24 protein-coding genes are annotated in these 19,947 nt (G+C 62.0%); 15 read left to right on the top strand and 9 right to left on the bottom strand.

Annotated elements, in window-relative coordinates; translation table 11 throughout:
- Positions 1-69: 69 nt before the first annotated feature.
- From EV664_RS06860 to queE, 7 genes are all read left to right on the top strand, one after another.
- Entirely contained in the window at positions 70-903 is an 834-nt protein-coding gene (locus EV664_RS06860) for an ABC transporter permease (protein WP_133494942.1), read from the top strand.
- A gap of 132 nt (positions 904-1,035) precedes the next feature.
- Positions 1,036-2,226: an aspartate aminotransferase family protein gene (locus EV664_RS06855; RefSeq protein WP_133494941.1), complete on the top strand. Its 1,191-nt coding sequence runs from the start codon at positions 1,036-1,038 to the stop codon at positions 2,224-2,226.
- 91 nt (positions 2,227-2,317) lie between these two features.
- The gene (gene argF, locus EV664_RS06850; RefSeq protein WP_133494940.1) at positions 2,318-3,265 is read left to right on the top strand and encodes an ornithine carbamoyltransferase; all 948 of its coding nucleotides are present in this window, start codon (positions 2,318-2,320) and stop codon (positions 3,263-3,265) included.
- A gap of 145 nt (positions 3,266-3,410) precedes the next feature.
- Positions 3,411-4,316 carry an Hsp33 family molecular chaperone HslO gene (gene hslO / locus EV664_RS06845; protein WP_133495072.1) on the top strand — a complete coding sequence of 302 codons (906 nt, stop codon included), beginning with the start codon at positions 3,411-3,413 and terminating at the stop codon, positions 4,314-4,316.
- A 75-nt stretch (positions 4,317-4,391) separates the two neighbouring features.
- Positions 4,392-4,802, top strand: coding sequence for a hypothetical protein (locus EV664_RS06840; RefSeq protein WP_229668146.1), 411 nt, complete (start codon positions 4,392-4,394; stop codon positions 4,800-4,802).
- 60 nt (positions 4,803-4,862) lie between these two features.
- Entirely contained in the window at positions 4,863-5,552 is a 690-nt protein-coding gene (gene queC / locus EV664_RS06835) for a 7-cyano-7-deazaguanine synthase QueC (protein WP_133494939.1), read from the top strand.
- Positions 5,549-6,184 (top strand): 7-carboxy-7-deazaguanine synthase, encoded by a 636-nt coding sequence (queE, locus tag EV664_RS06830; RefSeq protein WP_133494938.1) that lies wholly within the window; start codon positions 5,549-5,551, stop codon positions 6,182-6,184. Before queC ends, queE begins: the two co-directional genes overlap by 4 nt.
- Here queE and EV664_RS06825 read toward each other — a convergent pair.
- The 3 genes from EV664_RS06825 to lipB all read right to left on the bottom strand — a co-directional run bounded on the left by EV664_RS06825 (position 6,176) and on the right by lipB (position 8,045).
- On the bottom strand, positions 6,176-6,862 hold the full coding sequence (locus tag EV664_RS06825; protein ID WP_133494937.1) for a hypothetical protein: 687 nt from the start codon (positions 6,860-6,862) through the stop codon (positions 6,176-6,178). The two genes, queE and EV664_RS06825, sit on opposite strands and share 9 nt — an antisense overlap.
- Positions 6,863-7,027: 165 nt before the next feature.
- Entirely contained in the window at positions 7,028-7,276 is a 249-nt protein-coding gene (locus tag EV664_RS06820) for a hypothetical protein (RefSeq protein WP_133494936.1), read from the bottom strand.
- A 70-nt stretch (positions 7,277-7,346) separates the two neighbouring features.
- A complete protein-coding gene (lipB, locus tag EV664_RS06815) occupies positions 7,347-8,045 on the bottom strand; it encodes a lipoyl(octanoyl) transferase LipB (RefSeq protein WP_425326418.1) in 699 nt (232 codons plus the stop codon).
- A 47-nt stretch (positions 8,046-8,092) separates the two neighbouring features.
- Here lipB and EV664_RS06810 point away from each other — a divergent pair, with 47 nt between their 5' ends.
- A complete protein-coding gene (locus EV664_RS06810; protein ID WP_133494935.1) occupies positions 8,093-8,935 on the top strand; it encodes a hypothetical protein in 843 nt (280 codons plus the stop codon).
- Positions 8,932-9,663 (top strand): hypothetical protein, encoded by a 732-nt coding sequence (locus EV664_RS06805; protein WP_133494934.1) that lies wholly within the window; start codon positions 8,932-8,934, stop codon positions 9,661-9,663. The genes EV664_RS06810 and EV664_RS06805 overlap by 4 nt, the downstream gene beginning before the upstream one ends.
- On the opposite strand, the gene EV664_RS06800 is transcribed toward EV664_RS06805, so the two are convergent.
- The 3 genes from EV664_RS06800 to EV664_RS06790 are packed head-to-tail and all read right to left on the bottom strand — an operon-like array spanning position 9,627 to position 11,525.
- On the bottom strand, positions 9,627-10,226 hold the full coding sequence (locus tag EV664_RS06800; RefSeq protein WP_133494933.1) for a GNAT family N-acetyltransferase: 600 nt from the start codon (positions 10,224-10,226) through the stop codon (positions 9,627-9,629). The genes EV664_RS06805 and EV664_RS06800 overlap by 37 nt on opposite strands.
- Before the next feature lie 4 nt (positions 10,227-10,230).
- A complete protein-coding gene (gene hemF / locus EV664_RS06795) occupies positions 10,231-11,076 on the bottom strand; it encodes an oxygen-dependent coproporphyrinogen oxidase (protein ID WP_133494932.1) in 846 nt (281 codons plus the stop codon).
- Positions 11,073-11,525 carry a tRNA (cytidine(34)-2'-O)-methyltransferase gene (locus EV664_RS06790; protein ID WP_133494931.1) on the bottom strand — a complete coding sequence of 151 codons (453 nt, stop codon included), beginning with the start codon at positions 11,523-11,525 and terminating at the stop codon, positions 11,073-11,075. Before EV664_RS06790 ends, hemF begins: the two co-directional genes overlap by 4 nt.
- 181 nt (positions 11,526-11,706) lie before the next feature.
- Between EV664_RS06790 and petA the strand changes: the two genes are divergently transcribed.
- The 5 genes from petA to EV664_RS06765 all read left to right on the top strand — a co-directional run bounded on the left by petA (position 11,707) and on the right by EV664_RS06765 (position 16,432).
- Positions 11,707-12,309 (top strand): ubiquinol-cytochrome c reductase iron-sulfur subunit, encoded by a 603-nt coding sequence (gene petA / locus EV664_RS06785; protein WP_133494930.1) that lies wholly within the window; start codon positions 11,707-11,709, stop codon positions 12,307-12,309.
- 11 nt (positions 12,310-12,320) lie between these two features.
- Positions 12,321-13,625 (top strand): cytochrome b, encoded by a 1,305-nt coding sequence (locus EV664_RS06780; RefSeq protein ID WP_133494929.1) that lies wholly within the window; start codon positions 12,321-12,323, stop codon positions 13,623-13,625.
- Between the two features lie 27 nt (positions 13,626-13,652).
- Positions 13,653-14,513: a cytochrome c1 gene (locus EV664_RS06775; RefSeq protein WP_162848796.1), complete on the top strand. Its 861-nt coding sequence runs from the start codon at positions 13,653-13,655 to the stop codon at positions 14,511-14,513.
- On the top strand, positions 14,510-15,058 hold the full coding sequence (locus tag EV664_RS06770) for an adenine phosphoribosyltransferase (protein ID WP_133494927.1): 549 nt from the start codon (positions 14,510-14,512) through the stop codon (positions 15,056-15,058). The genes EV664_RS06775 and EV664_RS06770 overlap by 4 nt, the downstream gene beginning before the upstream one ends.
- A 729-nt stretch (positions 15,059-15,787) precedes the next feature.
- The gene (locus tag EV664_RS06765; protein ID WP_133494926.1) at positions 15,788-16,432 is read left to right on the top strand and encodes a putative RNA-binding protein; all 645 of its coding nucleotides are present in this window, start codon (positions 15,788-15,790) and stop codon (positions 16,430-16,432) included.
- A 39-nt stretch (positions 16,433-16,471) separates the two neighbouring features.
- Here EV664_RS06765 and EV664_RS06760 read toward each other — a convergent pair whose 3' ends face one another.
- The gene (locus EV664_RS06760) at positions 16,472-16,921 is read right to left on the bottom strand and encodes a MaoC family dehydratase (RefSeq protein WP_133494925.1); all 450 of its coding nucleotides are present in this window, start codon (positions 16,919-16,921) and stop codon (positions 16,472-16,474) included.
- Between the two features lie 40 nt (positions 16,922-16,961).
- Positions 16,962-18,242, bottom strand: a complete 1,281-nt coding sequence (locus EV664_RS06755; protein ID WP_133494924.1) for an alkaline phosphatase family protein — start codon at positions 18,240-18,242, stop codon at positions 16,962-16,964.
- A 96-nt stretch (positions 18,243-18,338) separates the two neighbouring features.
- On the opposite strand from EV664_RS06755, the gene EV664_RS06750 reads away from it, so the two are divergent.
- The gene (locus EV664_RS06750; protein ID WP_133494923.1) at positions 18,339-18,857 is read left to right on the top strand and encodes a TspO/MBR family protein; all 519 of its coding nucleotides are present in this window, start codon (positions 18,339-18,341) and stop codon (positions 18,855-18,857) included.
- On the opposite strand, the gene ychF is transcribed toward EV664_RS06750, so the two are convergent.
- Positions 18,847-19,947 carry a redox-regulated ATPase YchF gene (gene ychF / locus EV664_RS06745; protein ID WP_133494922.1) on the bottom strand — a complete coding sequence of 367 codons (1,101 nt, stop codon included), beginning with the start codon at positions 19,945-19,947 and terminating at the stop codon, positions 18,847-18,849. The two genes, EV664_RS06750 and ychF, sit on opposite strands and share 11 nt — an antisense overlap.

The raw sequence follows: 19,947 nt of genomic DNA, 5'->3' as shown, positions 1-19,947 counted from the left end.
ATATTCCCCAGCACTAACTTTTTCGCACCGGCTTGCGGGGCGGCGGCGCAACGACTACGCGATGCTGCCATGACCGACCAGCCCATTTCCGGCGAAAACCGATTGGCCAGCCCCGGCGTTCCGATTTTCCGAAACGTCAATTGGGGCGGGTTGAAGACCCTCTATATCAAGGAGGTGCGGCGTTTCTTCAAGGTGCAGTTGCAAACCGTATGGGCGCCTGCGGTTACGACCTTGCTCTATCTGGTGATTTTCACGATCGCTCTGGGCGGGCGCGGGCGTGCGGATATCATGGGCGTGCATTTCGCCGATTTCATCGCGCCGGGCCTTATCATCATGGGAATGCTCAATAATGCGTTCCAGAATGCCAGCTTCTCGCTGCTCGCCGGAAAGATGCAGGGCACGATCGTTGATTATCTGATGCCGCCGCTGTCGACCGCCGAGCTGCTCGCCGGGCTGACCGGCGGCGCCGTCACCCGCGCTTTTTGCGTCGGCGCGACGGTCTGGCTCGCGATGGCGCTGTGGCCCGGCGTGCATGTCGCGCCGATCCACCTCTGGGCGATCCTGTGGTTCGGCTTTCTCGGCGCGGTATTCCTTGCCTTTATCGGCGTTCTGACATCGATCTGGGCGGAAAAGTTCGATCATGCTGCGGCGGTCACGAACTTCGTCGTTGCCCCGCTGACGCTGCTGTCGGGCACCTTCTATTCGATCGAGCGGCTTGCCCCTGCGTTTCAGACGTTCAGCCACTTCAACCCGTTCTTCTATATCATCTCCGGCTTTCGCTACGGCTTTCTGGGGGTGAGCGATTCGCCCTGGTGGGGAAGCCTTGTGATCCTCGGCCTCGACATCGTCATGGGGCTGATCTGCTACACGGCGCTGAAACGCGGGTGGAAGATCAAGAATTAGGCGAGCGAGCGAGTGTGTTGACGTTTCTCCACGCTCCCACGTAAAAGCAGCATCCGGGCGGTTCCGACGGACCGCCCGTTTTCGTTTCACCAAGGTGTTTTTACCAAGCCAGACTGTTCAAGGAGTCCTGCCATGTCGATCCCAGCGCTCATGCCCGTTTACCCGCGGTGCGACGTGCGCCCGGTGCGAGGGGAGGGCTGCTATCTGATCGGCGAGCGCGGTGAGCGCTATCTTGATTTCGCCGCCGGAATCGCGGTGAACTGCCTCGGCCATGGCCATCCGCACCTGACGAAGAAGATTCAGGAACAGACCGCGACGCTGATGCATGTGTCGAACATGTACGGTTCGCCGCAGGGCGAGCATCTTGCCCAGCGGCTGGTCGACAACACCTTCGCCGACACGGTCTTCTTCACCAATTCGGGTGCCGAAGCGGTCGAATGCGCGATCAAGACTGCGCGCCGCTATCATTTCGCCAATGGCAATGCACAGCGGCACACGCTCATCACCTTTGGCAGCGCGTTTCACGGTCGCACCATCGGCGCGATTTCGGCGACCAACCAGCCCAAGATGCGCGAAGGTTTCGAACCGCTTGCCCCCGGCTTCAAATATGCCGACTTCAACGATCTGGAAGGCGCGCTTGCGCTGATCGACGACAATACGGCTGGTTTCCTTGTCGAGCCGATTCAGGGGGAAGGCGGCATCCGCCCGGCGGATGAGGCGTTCCTCAAAGGGCTGCGCAAGGCGTGCGACGAGCACGGCCTGTTGCTCGTCCTCGACGAAGTGCAGGCGGGCTATGGCCGGACCGGTAAGTTCTTCGCGCACGAACTGTACGGCATCACGCCCGACATCATGGCGGCGGCAAAGGGCATCGGCGGCGGCTTCCCGCTCGGCGCGTGCCTTGCGACTGAAGAAGCGGCCAAGGGTATGGTATTCGGCACGCATGGTTCGACCTATGGCGGCAATCCGCTCGCCATGGCAGCGGGCGAGGCTGTGCTCGATGTGATGCTGGAGGACGGCTTTTTCGAACATGTCGAAACGATGGGCAATCGCCTGCGGTCGGCGCTGGAACAGATGATCCCGAACCATGACGATCTGTTCGAACTGGTGCGCGGACACGGCCTGATGCTGGGTATCAAAATGAAGCATCCCAGCCGCGATTTCGTGGCGCATCTGCGCGACAATCACGGCCTGCTGACGGTCGCTGCGGGCGACAATACCGTCCGCCTGCTTCCGCCGCTGATCATCGAACAGAGCCATATCGACGAAGCGGTCGAGAAGCTGAGCGCGGGCGCCCGCGCTTATGTGCCGCCGACCGACGACTGACAGCGCTGAATTACGCCGTTCGTGCGGGAAGGGCGGGCGCTAAGCGCTCCTTCTGCCCGTTCCCGCAGGGCGGTTTGAGGAGAGAAACCTCGTGACCGAATATCGCAATTTCCTGAACCTTTCCGACGCCGGCACCGACGGTATTTCTGCCATTCTTACCGATGCGCACGCACGCAAAACCGCGCGCGCAGGCAAACCCAAAGGCGCGCCGGATGACGACGCGCCGCTCGCCGGGCGCACGCTCGCCATGGTATTCGAAAAAAGCTCGACCCGTACGCGCGTCAGCTTCGACATGGCGATGCGCCAGCTGGGCGGAAGCGCTCTGGTGCTCGACAGCGCATCGACCCAGCTCGGCCGGGGTGAGACGGTTGCCGATACCGCACGCGTCCTGTCGGGCTATTGCGACGCGATCATGGTCCGTACCGACGATCATGCCAAGGCGGAGGAAATGGCGCATTATGCCAGCGTCCCCGTCATCAACGGCCTGACCGACGCGTCGCATCCCTGCCAGATCGTCGCTGACCTGCTCGCCGTGACCGAGGCGGGCAAAGCGCTGGCGGGCAGCAAATGGGCGTGGCTGGGCGACGGCAACAATGTGCTCCACTCGATTATCGAAGCGGCGGGGCTGTTCGGCTTCTCGCTCGATATCGGCTGCCCCGAAGGCTATGATCCCGAACGCCGCTGGATCGACGAAGCGTCTGCGCGCCTATCGGGCAGCGACGCAAAAATCGCGATTCATCGCGACCCTAAAGCCGTTGCCGCCGACGCTGATGTCATCGTCACCGACACGTGGATTTCGATGGGTCAGCAACATGCAGAGCAAAAGCTTGCTGCCATGATGCCCTATCAGGTCACCGAAGCGCTGATGGCACGCGCAAAGCCCGATGCGGTGTTCCTCCATTGCCTTCCCGCGCATCGCGGCGAGGAAGTGGTCGGGGCGGTGATCGATGGCCCGCAATCGCTGATCTGGCCCGAAGCGGAAAACCGGCTTCATGGTCAGAAGTCGATTCTGCGATGGTGTTTCGGCCAGATCGGCTGATCCTTTTGTGCGGTGCATTGTAACGCCGCCGAACCATCCTATTTAATCTCTGAACGCGGGTGTCCAGTAATTAACCGGATGCCCGCATTGCCTTTGGACGATGGGTCCCGGCTGCAAAGCGGGGATGACGAGGTTTGTTTTGAATATCGATACCAACACCCCCGATCTGGATCGTGCGATCGGCTTCACGATTCCCGATAAGAATGCACGCGGGCGGCTGGTCCGGCTCGGCCCCGTGATCGAGGAAATCCTTGCCGCCCATGCCTATCCGCCGGTGATCGAGCGGCTGCTCGGCGAAGCGCTGGCGCTCACCGCCTTGCTCGGCTCGACGCTGAAGGATGCGGGCGGTCAGCTTACCATGCAGGCGCAGACGCAGAACGGGATTGTCGATCTGATGGTCTGCGACTTTAAGGGCGGCGAGCTGCGCGGCTATGTCCAGTTCGATGCCGACAAACTGGGCGAAGGGCCAGACGAGCCCAGCCTGTTTGCGCTGTTCGGCAATGGATTTCTGGGTATTACTTTCGATCAGGCGACAACGGGCGAGCGCTATCAGGGCATCGTGCCGCTCGACGGCGCGACGCTTTCGGAAGCGGCGGAAAATTACTTCTTCCAATCCGAACAGATCCCCAGCCTTGTTCGCCTGAATGCGGGACGTCGCGACGATGGGGCGATGGTGGCATCGGGCCTGTTCCTCCAGCATCTTCCTGAAGGAGAGGAGGGGCGCGACCGTATCCATACCCGGCTCGACCATCCCGAATGGCAGCATGTCGAAACGCTGGCAGCGACGATGGGCGTCGATGAGCTGGGCGATCCGGGCATCCCGCTCGAAAATCTGGTCTGGCGGCTGTACAATGAGGAGCGAGAGGTTCGCACGCTCAGCGCTGTGTCGCTCAGCCGCGGCTGCCGCTGCGACGCCGAATATATCGGTCAGGTCCTCGCCAAATTCCCCGAATCGGAACGCGAGGCGATGGCGGAAAACGGTGTGATCGGGGTGGATTGTGCCTTTTGCGCCAAAACCTTTCCGGTGGCGCTTGAAAGTCTGAAAGCGTGAATGAGCGGTCCGGTTTTGCCGGGCCGCCCCTGCCGGTTCGTCCCGGCGCGAATTTCTCATGCGGGAGGTGAGGCGATGAAAAACCGGTTCTGGATGCGCCTGTCGATCGTCGCGTTGTTGCCGGTGCTGGCAGGGGCTGCGGCTCCCAAATCCGGCATTGCCGTGATCGACGCGCTGGAAACGGGCAAATGGCAGCTTACCGAGAAGGACAAGCCGGGCGGTCTGGACCGGTCGGTCTGCCTGCCCGATAAGGTCGCGTTGATACAGGTCGCCTATTCCAGCGATGAATGTTCGCGCTTCGTCATCGATAATCAGCCGCGCAGCGGCACGGTGCATTATACCTGTCCGGGCAAGGGGCATGGCCGTACCACGCTGCGTATGGAAACGCCCCGCCGGGTCGAAATCGAAACGCAGGGCGTGTGGAACGGCATGCCGTTCAATATGCTGATCGATGCCCGCAAAACCGGTGTTTGCAGCGCGAAATGATCTTTTTCCACCCGCGCGAACGCCATTGCGGTTCGCGGCCATCGCTTTTAGCGGTGCCGAATGACTGACCAGATGCGCTATGCCGTAACGCTGCTTTCGGGCGGCCTCGATTCCATGACCGTCGCCGCGCGGGCAAAAGCGGAGGGGTACAGGCTCCTCGCGCTGTCGGTGGATTATAATCAGCGCCATCAGGTGGAGCTGGATGCAGCGCGCCGGATCGCCGATTATCTGGGGGCGGAGCGGCACATCATTCTGCCGCTCGACCTGCGCGCGTTCGGCGGATCGGCGCTGACCGCAGATATTGACGTGCCAAAGGACGGCGTCGGCGACACCATCCCGGTCACCTATGTGCCTGCCCGCAATACCATCTTCCTCAGCCTCGCGCTCGGCTGGGCAGAGGCGATGGGCGGGCGCGACCTGTTTATCGGGGTCAATGCGCTCGATTATTCGGGCTATCCCGATTGCCGCCCAGAATTCATCGTCGGGTTCGAACAGCTTGCCGAACTCGCGACCAAGGCGGGCGCCGAGGGCGAGCGGTTCCGCATCCATGCCCCGCTTCAGCATATGAGCAAGGCCGATATCGTGCGCGAAGGCTCCCGGCTGGGCATCGATATGGGACTCAGCTGGTCCTGCTATGACCCGACGCCCGAGGGGCTGCATTGCGGCCTGTGCGACAGTTGCCGCCTGCGGTCGAAAGGCTTTGAAGAGGCGGGTATCGAAGACCCGACCCGTTACGCCACCGCGCCATGAGCTATGCGGTAAAGGAAATGTTCCTCACCCTTCAGGGCGAGGGCGTGCATGCCGGTCGGCGCGCGGTGTTCGTTCGCTTCGCCGGGTGCAATTTGTGGACCGGGCGTGAGGCCGATCGGGCAAGCGCCATATGCCGGTTCTGCGACACCGATTTTGTCGGAATGGACGGGCCGGGCGGCGGGCGCTTTGCGGACGCGACCGCGCTTGCCGGGGCGGCCGCCGTCACCTGGGGCGATGCGGCGCGGGGCGAGCGGTTCGTGGTCCTGACCGGCGGCGAGCCGATGCTGCAGATCGACGATGCGCTGATCGACGCGCTTCACGATCAGGGCTTTGCCATCGCGATGGAATCCAACGGCACGATCGCCGCGCATCCCGGCATCGACTGGGTGTGTATCAGCCCGAAAGCGGGCAGCGAGGTGGTTCAGCGGCGCGGCGATGAATTGAAGCTCGTCTGGCCGCAGGACCATATCGATATCGACTCGCTGGAACATTGGGACTTCGCCAATTTCCTCGTCCAGCCGATGGACAGCGCCGCGCGCGAGGAAAATCTGCGCGCGGCGATTGCGTTCGCCATGGCGCGGCCGCGCTGGCGGCTCACGCTGCAGACGCACAAAATGCTGGGTTTACCCTGATTTGCTGTCGTTGCTCGCGAAGAAATCGCCGCACCGTTTCGCGCGATATTCGCTCTCGTCCCAGCAATCGTCGTTGAAATTGGGAAGCCGGGGAATAGCGAGCGCGAAATAGCCGCGATAGGCCTGATCTCCCCATGCCAGCAGGCTGCGGCGCAATTCGTACATCCGCTCATGCGCGATCCTGTCGATCGAGCCGCGCGGCGAGAACAGCACTTCCTTGCCGATATCGCTCGCCACCTGACAAAAGCTCAGCTGACCGCCGACAGTCGAAAAACCCGAATAGAGCCGCGTGCCATATTGGTCGAACGCAGTAACGCCCTGTTTCTTATTCTCGCTCGTTCGTTCGAAATAGCCGCCCAGTGTCTTATATGCCTTGGCCAGTTCTTCGGCATGATCTTCCAGCATCGAATTATAATATTCGCGTGTGAACAGGCTCGGGGCGAAGCGGCATTGCAGGGCGGCGACATTCAGCGCGGCGCGCAGATTCCACACCAGCGCAGCGTCGAGTTCGGTCTGGGTCGCGCCGGTCAGCGTCTGGCCCAATATACCGGGTTCATTGCCGGTCACGCGGGGACCCGAAAGATCGGCGGGTTTGAGAAAGAACTGCGCTGAGGCGGGTGCCGCCGAAAGGCTGGTGATGGCGGCGAAAGCCACCGCTAAGATACGAAATACGCGCATTTTCATCCTCTGCCCCGACGGGAATATATCCTATCGACTATAAAATTTCCATTCCGCGCCCAAGCGATTTTTACGCAAAATCGGCAAATCGAATCGTTGCGGAATCGAAAGGGCCGCCCGGTTGCCCGGACGGCCCCTTGTCTGACACCGAAATGCCGGACGAGATTACATCTCGTTGCCGGTCATTTCGTTGGTCATGGTGTCGTTCATGAGCATCGCGTCATTGCCCATGGTACCGTCGACCATCGACATATTGTCGCTCATGGTGCCGTCCATCATCGGATCGGTCGAGTTCATTTCGGTGACGGTGGTGTTTGCCGGAGTGGTTTCATCCGAACCGCCACAGGCCGAAACCATCAGCGCCGCCCCGGCGATCATCGAACCCGTCACGACCTTGGAGATGATTGCACGCATTTATAGCTCCTTAGAAAATGTTGGCAGGTGGTTTTGTTAAACCGTTTAAATACCCAAACCGGGCTGGACATTAATCGTTTAGCAATCCGCCCTCAAGTGCACTTTTCTGTTCCTGACCAAGTAACTGAAGAAAAAGCGGAAAATTGTTTTGCAGCGCAGCGTCGAACTGCGCCATGCCGACATCTTTCCCCAGTGCCGCCATGCTGGTGACCGGAAACTGGCCGAGGCCGCACGGCACGATTCCGCCAAAATGCGACAAATCGGGTGCGATATTGACCGCGAAGCCGTGTAGCGTGACCCAGCGGCGCACCCGGATGCCGATCGCGCCGATCTTCGCCTCATTCGCGCCGGTGCCGGTCCAGATGCCGACCCGGCCCGGTTCGGCGCGCGCCTCGATCCCGAAATCGCCGAGCGTCGCGATGATCCAGTTTTCCAGGCTATGGACGAAATGGCGCACATCGCGCCCGCGCGCGGCAAGGTCGAGCATCAGATAGCCGACCCGCTGCCCCGGCCCGTGATAGGTATAGCGTCCGCCACGTCCGGTGGCATGCACGGGAAAGCGCGGATCGATCAGCTCGGCAGGGTCGGCGCTGGTGCCGGCGGTATAGAGCGGCGCATGTTCGACCAGCCAGACGCGTTCGCCCGCTTCGCCCCCGCGGATGGCGGCGGCACGCGCTTCCATCGCCGCTACCGCTTCGCGATAGTCGGTCAGGCCGGGCGCGACATCCCATTCGACGTTCATGACAGCGGAAGCAGGAAAGGGCGGCATTGGCAATCGCAAAGGGCTTGGGTAGAGCGGGAAAGTGCCGCGTTGAGATGAGGAAGCGCCCCGCGATGGTCAAGATGGAAAGCGTCTGGAACGCAATGGCTGATTTTCTGCGCGCGCACAAACGGGCGCTGCTGCCGCTCGTCATCCTGGGCCTGTTCGTTCCGCTCACCATCGGCCAGCTCGCCGAGATGGTTCAGGCGGAAACGGGTTCCGAAACCGCGCCCGGGATCGCTGCGTCGCTGATCAGCTTTCTGGTCGCCGTTATCGCGCTGTGGGCGCAGATCAGCATTACCGCGATGGCGCTGGAGCCATTGTCGGCCGGTGCCGCCGCGCGAACCGGGCTTCGCCGCCTTCCCGCCGTGATCGGCATTCTGGTGCTTGTGACGATCGTGTTGATGGTCCTCGCGCTGCCGGTGCTTTTCGTTTTCTGGCGCGCAGGGATGGGGCAGGGCGCGATGCACGCGCCCGATGTTTCGCCGCTCTATCTCGCCTTTGTCGTTCTCTACGCGATTCTCTACGCCGTCGCGCTGGTGGTGCTGATCGCGCGGCTGATCGTGACGACGCCGGTGATCGTGGCCGAACGCAACGGCCTGTCGGCGCTGCGCCGGTCCTGGCAGCTGACCCGAGGGTATGGCGCTGCGATCATCGGCATCGTTCTGCTGTTCGGCATTGTCGCGCTGATCGCTCAGCTTGCGGTGAAGACGGTGCTGGGATCGATCCTGTTGCTATTTCTCGGCGGAGAAGGCAGTTTCAGCCTCTCCGCGATCCTGATCGCCTGCGCCAGCGGGATCGTGCTGACGATCGTCAGCGTCATTCAGGTCGCATTTCTCGCCAAACTCTATCTCGCGCTTTCCCGCCCCTTCCGATCCGAAGCAGCATCATTCGAATGAAAATTGACCTGGCCGCCATTTTTGCGGACGCGCGCGCGCTCTGGCATGCGCGCCGCGACCTTATCATGCGGATCGCGCCGCCGTTCCTGTTTCTGCCGCCCTTTGCCGGTGCGCTGCTGACGCCCGATCCGGCCACGCCGCCGGTCGATGCCTCGACCGACCCGGCGGCCGCGCAGGCGGCGATGCTCGACATATTGGCGTCGGCGATACCCTCCTATCTCGTCACACTGGCCATCGGAGCGATCGGAACGGCGGCGCTGTATCAGCTGCTGTTGCGCCCCGAAGCGACGGTGGGGCAGACGCTGCGCCTCGCACTGCCACGCGCGCTGCTGCTGTTCCTGACGATGCTCGCCGTGCAGGTCGGATTTTTCCTCGGCCTGTTACTGCTGATCGTGCCGGGCATCTATTTCTACGGACGTAGCTTTGTGAGCGGCCCGGCGCTGATCGCCGAGCGGATCGACAATCCGCTTCAGGCCGTGGCGCGCAGTCTGGAGCTGACCAGGGGCAATAGCTGGACGCTGGCCTTTGCGGGGATTGCGATCATGTTCGGTGCCAATGCGGTGATTCTGGTGATCGGTGATATTCGCGCGATGGCAGGCGACGGTCCGGTTCTGACAGCGATCGTCTATGCAGCGGCGGCGGCGGTCAGCATGGCCGCGACGATCGTCGAATTGCTGTTCCGCGTCGCCTGTTATCGGCGGCTCGCGGGATCGAAAAGCGGGACGTGAGGCGCCGATTCGCGCGGCAGATGACCGGTGAGGCGCGGATCGGCAAAGGTCTCGATCGTCTGTTTCAGCGGCTCGAAACCGCTTTTGCGGTAAAAGCGCAGCGCGCGCGGATGGTCGAGCGTGCAGGTATGCACCCATAAACGTTCGATCCCGCTGCGCCAGCCGAGGCTGAGCGCATGGGCCATCAGCCAGCGGCCATGCCCTTTTCCGGCAAGCTCGGGGACCAGCGCGAAGAAAGACAATTCGCATTGCGCGCCCTCGCGAAAATCGAGTTCGAGCAGCCCGACCTCGATTCCCTGCCGGTCAGTAACGGCAAAGACCTCCACCTTCGCATCTTCGACGATCGCGGCCAGCTCCGAATCGGCCATTACCAGCCTCGAGAACCATAGCCATGGCGCACCCACCCGGCGGAACAGCGTGCGATAGGCGTCGAGCCGCGGGGCGGGCCAGCGCACGAGCCGAAGCGGCGAATCGGGGATCGGCGCGGGCAGCGGCCGCCTTGTCATTTCCAGCGTGGTGACGATCGTCGCGACCTCGCCCGGCGGTACCGCGATCAGGCCCATCGGCTTATTCCCAGGCGGCGAGCGGCGGCAGGCTCATCAGGATCGCATCGACATTGCCGCCCGTCTTCAGCCCGAAGGTCGTGCCGCGATCATAGACGAGGTTGAATTCGGCATAGCGCCCGCGCCAGCTAAGCTGACGCGCCTTGTCGGTTTCGTCGAACGGCGTGTTCATCCGGCGGCGCACCAGCTTCGGGAAGATATCCAGAAACGCGCTGCCGACATCGCGGGTAAAGGCGAAATTGTCGTCGAAATCGCCTTCGAGATGGTCGTAGAAAATGCCGCCGACGCCGCGATGCACCTTGCGATGCGGGATATAGAAATAATCGTCCGCCCATTTGCTGAAGCGCGGATAATGTTCGGGATCATGCGCATCGCACGCTGCTTTGAGCCGCGCATGAAAATCCTGCGTGTCCTCGCCATAGGGAATCGGCGGGTTGAGATCCGCTCCGCCGCCGAACCAGCGTTTCGTGGTGACAAGGAAGCGGGTGTTCATATGCACGGCCGGGACATGCGGATTGGCCATATGCGCGACAAGACTGATCCCCGTCGCGAAAAAGCTCGGGTCTTCCGCCGCACCGTGGATCGACTTCGCGAATTCGCCTTCGAACGTGCCCGCGACGGTCGAGACATTGACCCCGGCTTTTTCGAACACCTTGCCTTTAATCTGACCGCGCACGCCGCCGCCGCCCGGCGCGCCGGAAGGATCGTCGCGATGCCAAGGGGTATATTCGAACGCAGCGTCCGATCCCGCCTCGCGCTCGATCGCCTCGAACGCAGCGCAGATCGAATCGCGCAACTGTTCGAACCAGTCGCGCGCCGCCTGTTGCTGAGGGTCGAGTTCAATTGTCATGCCGGCCATCCCTTAGTCTGTCGCAGCGCCTCGGCAAGGCCGATTCCCGCTGCTACCGCGACATTCAGGCTGCGCATCGTCGCGACGATCGGGATTCGCACGCGATACTCCGCTGCGTCATGGACCGAATCCGGAACGCCCGCGCCTTCCGATCCGAACAGCAAAATATCATCGGCCTGAAAATGCGCGTGCGGCAGATCGGTCGCCGCGCGAGTGGTGAACAGGACGAGCCGCGCAGTGCCGCAGCTTGCCCGGAATGCGTCCCAGTCGGGGTGGCGGGTGACGCGGGGCGCTTCGGCATAGTCCATTCCGGCGCGGGCAAGCGCGCGGTCGGAATAGGCAAATCCCATGGGTTCGATCAGATCGACCGGCGTGTCGAGACATGCCGACAATCGGATAATGGTCCCGACATTGCCCGCAATATCGGGCTGAAACAGAGCAACACGCATCGAAACGGGCATAGTATCTCGCGGCGCAGCAAAGCAAGCAGGCTAAATCGCTATTGGCAAATCCATCATAGCCCGTTTATCACCACGACGGCGGGCTGGTCGGGAGAGGATGTCTTGTTACCAGCTATTTTGGTCGAGAGCGCGGAGGCTCATCGATGGTACGAACCGTAAGGGACTTTGAATGGCTTCGGTCGACGAAACGTTAGAAAATCCCGATCCTTTTCTCGAAAAAGAGGGCGATTCCGAACATGGGGATACGGATGGCGACGTACGGCGCCGCGATTTTCTGTCCATAGCGGCGGTATCCTTTGCCGGTGTCGGCGCAGGCGTGGTCGCGTTGCCGCTGATCAATCAGATGAATCCGTCGGCCGACGTGCTCGCGCTGTCCACGACGGAAGTCGATCTGGCGGGGATCGAACCGGGGCAGGCAATCAAGACGAGCTTTCGCAAACAGCCTTTGTTCGTGCGCAACCTGACGCCGAAGGAGATCGCCGAGGCGGAGGCAGTGCCGCTTTCCGAGCTTCGCGATCCGCAAACGCTGGAACAGCGGACCAAGACCGGGCACAAGAACTGGCTGATCACGCTGGGCGTATGCACCCATCTGGGCTGCGTTCCGCTGGGCGCGGGCGAGGGTGAGAATAAGGGCCCGTTCGGCGGCTATTTCTGTCCTTGTCATGGTTCCGCTTATGATACGGCGGCGCGCATCCGGCAGGGGCCGGCGCCGAAGAATCTGTTCGTTCCGGAATATGAATTCACATCGGATACGCACGTAACGGTCGGGTGAGGGGGTAGACGATGAGCTTTCCGTGGGCAGAAGAATATAAACCAAAGCATCCGGCCATGCAGTGGCTGGATCAGCGGCTGCCGCTGCCGCGCCTGGTATATGGCGCGATCGGTGCCGGCTATCCGGTGCCGCGCAATCTGAATTATTTCTGGAATTTCGGCGTTCTGGCGGGAGCCGCGCTGGCGATCCAGATCATCACCGGCATCGTGCTCGCGATGCATTATGCCGCCAATGCGGGCGTCGCGTTCGATTCGGTCGAAAGCATCATGCGCGATGTGAACGCGGGCTGGTTCCTGCGCTATGCGCACGCCAACGGCGCGTCGATGTTCTTCATTGTCGTTTATGTCCATATTTTCCGCGGGCTTTATTACGGATCGTATAAGCCGCCGCGCGAAATGGTCTGGATGCTCGGCGTCGTGATCTTCCTGCTGATGATGGCGACCGCGTTCATGGGCTATGTGCTCCCCTGGGGGCAGATGAGCTTTTGGGGCGCTCAGGTGATTACCGGCTTCTTCTCCGCCATTCCGGTGGTGGGCGAGAATATCCGCATCTGGCTGCTCGGCGGTTACGCGCCCGATCAGGCAGCGCTCAACCGTTTCTTCTCGCTCCATTATCTGCTGCCCTTCGTGATTGCGGGGGTGATCATCCTCCACATCTGGGCGCTGCATATTCCCGGATCGAACAACCCGACCGGCGTTGAGGTGAAAGGGCCGCAGGACACCGTTCCGTTCCATCCTTATTACACCGCCAAGGACGGTGTGGGCGTCGGCGTATTCCTGCTGGTCTTCGCGCTGCTCTTGTTCTTCGCGCCCAATTATCTGGGCCATCCGGACAATTATATCGAAGCGAACCCGCTTTCGACCCCGGCGCATATCGTTCCCGAATGGTATTTCTGGCCGTTCTACGCGATCCTGCGTTCGTTCACCGCAGATTTCATCCTGCCGGCGAAGCTATGGGGCGTGCTGGCGATGTTCGGCTCGATCCTGCTGCTGTTCTTCCTGCCATGGCTCGACAAATCGCCGGTGCGTTCGTCCAATTTCCGGCCGGTCTATCGCGTGTTCTTCTGGATCCTTGTCGTCGATGTGCTGGTGCTCGGCTATGTCGGCGGGTCGGAAGCAACGCCGGTATATCTGATGCTGGGGCAAATCACGTCCGGCTATTATTTCGCGCACTTCCTCATCATTCTTCCGATCGTTTCGGCGCTGGAACGCACGCGTCCGCTGCCCAATTCGATCACTGAGGCAGTGCTTCAGGGAAAAAGCGGATCGCGCATGAGCGAAACGGCAGTCGACGGTAACGTCGCACCGGCCGAATAGGGGGCAAGGATAGTCATGGTTTCGCTGATCCTGCGATATATCAATTACATCATCGGCGCGGCGTTTGCGTTCGTGCTGCTGATCGCGCTCTGGGGCACTGCGTCCGAGCTGATCACCAACCCGCCCAAGGCGACGGCCGAGGAGGAATTCCACCTTGAGCCCGAACCGCTGGCGCTGCATTCGGACGGCCCGTTCGGAACCTATGACTATCGTCAGGTTCAGCGTGGTTTTCAGGTCTATAAGGAAGTCTGTTCGGCGTGCCACTCGCTGAAACAGGTTGCCTTTCGCGATCTGGAAAAGATCGGCTATTCCGAAGCGCAGGTAAAGGCGATCGCTGCCGGCTGGCAGATCGAGCAGCCCGATGTGAACAAGGATACGGGCGAGCCCGCGACGCGGCCCAATGTTGCGTCGGACCGGTTCCCGCTTCCCTTTGCCAATGATGTCGCGGCGCGCGCGGCAAACAATAATGCCATTCCCCCCGATCTTTCGCTGATGGCGAAGGCGCGTGAGGGCGGTCCAGCGTACATTCATTCGCTGCTGACCGGCTATACCGACCCGAAGACCTTCACGCATGACGGAAAGTCGCTGGCGAAGGAGTTCCCGGATTTCACCGTGCCCACCGGGCTGCACTTCAATCCCTATTTCCCTAATCTGAACATTGCGATGCCGCCGCCGCTCACCCAGGACGGACAGGTGCAATATCAGGACGGGACCAGAGCGACCGTGGATCAGATGTCGAAGGACGTTTCGGCGTTCCTGATGTGGACGGCGGAACCCAATTTGGCCAAGCGCCACGCCACGGGGTTCGGGGCAGTGATCTTCCTGCTGATCTTCACTGGTCTGACCTTCGGCGCGTATCGTAACATCTGGCGCGGGATCAAACATTGACGCTTGTCGCCGAAGCAAATGAGGATATCCGGCGGCGAATCCGCACGATCCCCGACTTTCCCAAGCCGGGGATTCAGTTTCGCGACATCACAACGCTGCTCCTCGATCCCGAGGGGCTGGCGCTGGCGGTCGAGCGGATGATAGCCGGCGTCGAGGGCGAAATCGATCTGGTCGCCGGGATCGAAGCGCGCGGATTCGTATTCGCCCCTGCCGTCGCGCTCGCACTGGGCGCTGGCGTGTTGCTGATCCGCAAGGACGGCAAATTGCCGGGCGCGACGATCGTCGAAGATTATGCGCTGGAATATGGCACTGACCGGATCACCATCCATGCCGATGCCTGTGCGCCCGGTGCGCGGATATTGCTGGTCGACGATCTGATCGCCACCGGCGGCACTGCCCGCGCAGCCGTTCGCTTGCTGCGAAAGGCCGGGGCTACGGTCGAACAGGCGGCGTTCGTCATCGACCTTCCCGATCTGGGTGGCGCAGATGCCTTGCGCGGCGACGGGATTGCGGTCTCCGCGCTGGTCGCGTTCGAGGGCGACTGACTGCGATAGTTGCGTGAGCGGCGGTTGTAGGGCTGTCCGCTCGCATATCAGGCGCTTCCCCAGCACCATCCTTCCGAATGTCCGGATATCCCTTTTGCCTCCGCTTGCGAAGCGCAGTCGGGAAGCGTTAGCGCAACGTGTCCCGACTATGCTCGACACGAACGGGCGGGAGCGAGGGCGTTGCACATAGGTCAAGGACCGCATGGAGTAATACCGACCGGCGTTGTTCCGAACCTATTGTACCAACGTCACGCAATCCAGAGTGCTGGGCCGCGTGCAGGCTCGCATCACGCCGCATCGACCACCACCGCTCCATGCCACCATAGCGCCACACGCTCACGGCCCCGGCGAAGACCGGGGCGATGCATAGTGTCAACGCTTTATGCACCACGATTATCACAATCGTCGCCCCGGCGAAGGCCGGGGCCGCTGCCGTTTGCCACCACCCGAGCCCCCCAGCATAGCAACAATTGCGAGCCCCGAACGCGCGCGGCAATGGAGAAGCGGCGCTGCACATCGCCGGATCGCCGCGTCGCTGCGCTTCTCGTGATGACGATCCTGGCGGTGAGTCCGGATTATTGCAGCTTGGCAGTACGCCCGCCCGGTGCCGGTCCGATCACCTGCAATTAGTCAGGTGAAATTCACACGTGCCATGCAAATATGAGTGCAATCAATAATTTGGCGCGTCCGGTACGATTGCGATCCGTCTTTGCGCGCGGGAGAGTGAACATGAAGATACCGTTCCTGCGTAAGGCCGGACTTATCATCGCGCTTGGAATGACCGGCGCACTCGGCGGCTGTTACGAAGACGGCTATGGCTATTCGGGCGTGTCGGTGGGCTATGGTTCGGGTGGGTATACGCCCGGCTATTATAGCAGTGCCTATGGCGATCCGTATTGGGGCTATTACGGCAATTATTATTATCCCGGCACCGGCTATTATGTCTATGATAACGCCAATCGCCGCTATCGATGGAACCAGCGCCAGCGCGAATATTGGATGAATCGCCGCAACCATTGGCGCGGACCGCGTCACGCGATGCCCGGACGCTGGGACGGCTATCGCGGTCGCCATCAGGATGGTCGGCCGCGACCCGACCGCGATCATCGACCCGATTGGAATCGCGATCGTCCCCGAGGCGATCGTAACCATCATCGCGGCGATCGCCGCCCCGACTGGCGAAACCATTCGGGCCGCCCGTCCGCCCGGCCTCAGCCGGGTGGCGATCGCGCAGCTCCGCCCCGGCAATGGAATCGTGGCCCTCGACCCGGAGCCGATCGACAGAGGCCGGAGCGTGACTGGAACGCGCCGCAGCGCGGCTCGCCGAATCCGCAGCGCTTCCGCCGGTTGCCGCCGCAAAATCGCAGTGACTGATTGCGCCCGGCCGCCGCGCCTGAAGGCGCGGCGGCGGTTTCAGCCTTCGCCGCGCCGCCCGATCAGCGCGATTGTGATGCAGCGTAATACCGCGACATCTTCCTGATTAAGGACGGTCACCAGCGTGCGCAGCGTGCCGATTTCCGGCCGGCTGCGCGAAGGGCGAACCTCCACAACTTCGCTTTCGCACCGTAGCGTATCACCGGGATAGACGGGGCGCAGCCAGCGCAGTTCGTCAACCCCCGCCGCACCATGGCTCGCCAGCTGCACCTTTTCGAAATGGGCGACCAGCATCGCCATCATCATGGCGCAGCTATGCCAGCCGCTTGCGGCGATTCGTCCAAAATGAGTCTTCGCGGCCGCCTCATCGGAAAGGTGAAAAGGCTGTGGATCGTATTTGCGGGCGAATTCCGCGACCTCTTCGGCAGTTACAGAATAACTGCCGAAGCTTTCGCGCTGGCCCACTTCCATATCTTCGAGATAACGCATCGCGCGAGGTTCTGCCCCTTCGCGCGATTTGGCAAGAGGATCATCGTGATCCCTGCAATACGCGTGCGAACGGCGTTGCGCTGCCATCCGCCTGGGGATTGCGCGGCAGGCCGATAAGCTCCCTCAGCAGCGGCTCAACATCGACATTGAGGAAGGGGGCCAGCGTCTCGCCCGCCGCAAAGGCCGGACCGTTCGCGATGAACAAAGCCGCCATTTCGGGCGAGCGATTGTCATAGCCATGGGTGCCGCCGTCATGCGCCTTGTCCGGCGTCGCTACGATCTGCCAACCGGTTTCGGCGAGGCAGAATAGCGGCGGCACGCGTGGATTGCTGCCATAATGGAAGCGCGCCGGAATATCGCCGCGCCGCCAGCATTGCATGTGCGGATGGGGGACGAGAAGCGCCTTTTCGAGCTCTTCTTCATGCCCTGCAAGGGGGACGATTCCGGCAAAGGGTCCGCTGTCGATCAGTCGGAAATCGGCCGGATCGACGATGGTGTCGAGCACGATCGCCCGGTCTTTGGAGATGGCGGCCATGCCATGATCGGCAACGATCACCAGATCGGCCGGCTGGTGCAGACGCGTCAGCCCCTCGCGCAGCATTCCGATCAGCGCATCGACATCGGCCACCGCCTGTGTCGTTTCCTTGCCCTCGGGGCCATAGCGATGCCCGGCGGTATCGACCGTATCGAAATATAATGTCACGAATTTCGGCCGGATCTCGGCCGGGCGGCGCAGCCAGTCGAGCACCGTATTCACTCGCTGCCGGCCGCTCACTGCCTGGTTAAATTGCTGCCAGTCCTCGGGCCGCGTGCCGCCTTCGATCTCATGCGGCCATTCGTCATCCCGCTTGCCGCCCCATGCGACGTTGGCACCGGGCCAGAACATCGTTGCGGTGCGGATTCCCGCCTGTTCGGCAGCGACCCAGATCGGCTTCGCCTCGTTCCACCAAAAGGGGTCGTCGCTCGCCATCGTAAACGTTTCCCCCGGTCGGCGCGGGTCCTCCATGGTGTTGGCGGTGATTCCGTTGTGATCCGGATATTCGCCGGTCACCAGCGCCCAATGATTAGGAAAGGTCTTGGACGGGAAAGACGGGCGCATCGGGGCCGATACCCCGCTTTGGGCCAGCGCCGACAAATTGGGTGTGACCCCGCGATCGAGATAATCTGCGCGAAAACCGTCGATGGAAACGAGGATCGTAACGGGCGCCTTTTCCTCGCTCGCGGCTACGGCGGCGGGAGGAGGGGCGGTGGTGGTTTGCGATGTGCAGGCAGAGACCAGCGCAGCAAACGCCGCGACGACGAACGATATGGGGTAACGCATGGCTGCGCCTGTGCCATCGTAAAGCGTCAAAAGAAAGACATGGCTCCGGAACTGCGCCGCTATTCGCGCGTCCGGAAAGCCATGAGGAGACGATCCATGGCGAACCGAACCCTGTCCCCGCTATCTGCCCTCGCGATTTCGGCGGGCACCGCCGCGCTCGCCGCATGGATCGGTTCGCGCGACAGCCCGACGCCCGAACAGCCGGACATTCAGAACTGGTATCGCAGCCTCGACAAACCCGGCTTCACGCCGCCCGATGCTGCGTTCGGGGTCGCATGGACGGCGATCCAGATCGGACTGGCGAGCGGCGCCTATCGCCTGCTGCGAACGCCCGGCGGGCCCGGGCGCGACCGTGCGCTCGCCTTATGGGCTGTCAATGAGGCTGCAATCGCCGGGTGGAGCGCGATTTTCTTTCGGGCGCGGCTGCCGGGCGCCGGTGCACTGGCCAGCGCGGCGATGCTCGGCAGCGGGGCGGCCTATGTCCGATCGGCGGCGAAGGTCGATCGGCCTGCCGCCGCTGCCGGGGTGCCGCTGGTCGCATGGCTTGGCTTCGCCACGGTGCTGGCGAGCGAAATATGGCGCCGCAATCGCGGCGCCCGACGCATCAGACGTTGAAGCGGAACAGCATCACATCGCCGTCCTGAACGACATATTCCTTGCCCTCGGCGCGCAGCTTGCCAGCATCGCGCGCGCCTGCTTCACCACCCAGCGCGACATAATCGTCGAACGCGATGGTTTCGGCGCGAATGAAGCCGCGTTCGAAATCGGTATGGATCGCTCCCGCTGCTTGCGGCGCCTTTGCGCCCGCCTCGACCGTCCATGCGCGCGCCTCTTTGGGACCGACGGTGAAAAAGGTGAGTAGGTTCAAAAGTTTATAACCTGCGCGAATAACGCGGGCGAGGCCGGTTTCAGTGAGCCCGAGTTCGGACAGAAACTCGCCGCGTTCGGCAGGGTCCATCGTGGCGATCTCCGCCTCGATCGCGGCAGAGACGACGACGGCTTCCGCGCCCTCCGCCTTCGCCTTTTCGAACACCCGCGCCGAATAGGCATTGCCCTCTGCCGCTTCATCCTCGTTGACGTTGCAGACATACAGGACCGGCTTGGCAGTCAGCAGCTGCGCCTGTTCCAGGATACGCGCCTCTTCGGGGTCGTTGACCTCGGTCAGGCGAGCGGGCTTGCCGTCGCGCAGCAGGTCGAGCGCGCGGGACAGGACCACCGCCGCCGCCTTTGCATCCTTGTCGCCGCCCTGACCTTTTTTCTGAAGGTTGGGCACGCGCTTTTCGAGGCTTTCGAGGTCCGAAAGCATCAGTTCCGTTTCGACCGTCTCTGCATCGGCGATCGGATCGACATGATTGTCGACATGCTGAATATCGTCATTTTCGAAGCAGCGCAGGACATGGACGATCGCGTCGACTTCGCGGATATTGCCGAGAAACTGGTTGCCCAGTCCTTCGCCCTTGCTCGCCCCGCGTACCAGCCCGGCGATATCGACGAACGCAAGCTGGGTTTCGATCTTCTTCGCCGATCCCGCCGCTTCTGCCAGCTGGTCGAGGCGCGGATCGGGCACCGCCACCTGGCCGACATTCGGCTCGATCGTGCAAAAGGGGTAATTGGCCGCCTGTGCCGCCGCCGTTTCAGTCAGCGCGTTGAAAAGCGTCGATTTGCCGACATTGGGCAGGCCGACGATGCCGCAACGAAAACCCAT

Origin of the sequence: Stakelama pacifica (genome assembly GCF_004361835.1) — a bacterium.
GTDB classification, from domain to species: Bacteria; Pseudomonadota; Alphaproteobacteria; order Sphingomonadales; family Sphingomonadaceae; genus Sphingomonas; species Sphingomonas pacifica.
Note: the sequence above shows the minus strand (reverse complement) of the source record. Positions and strands in the feature narration are given on the sequence as shown.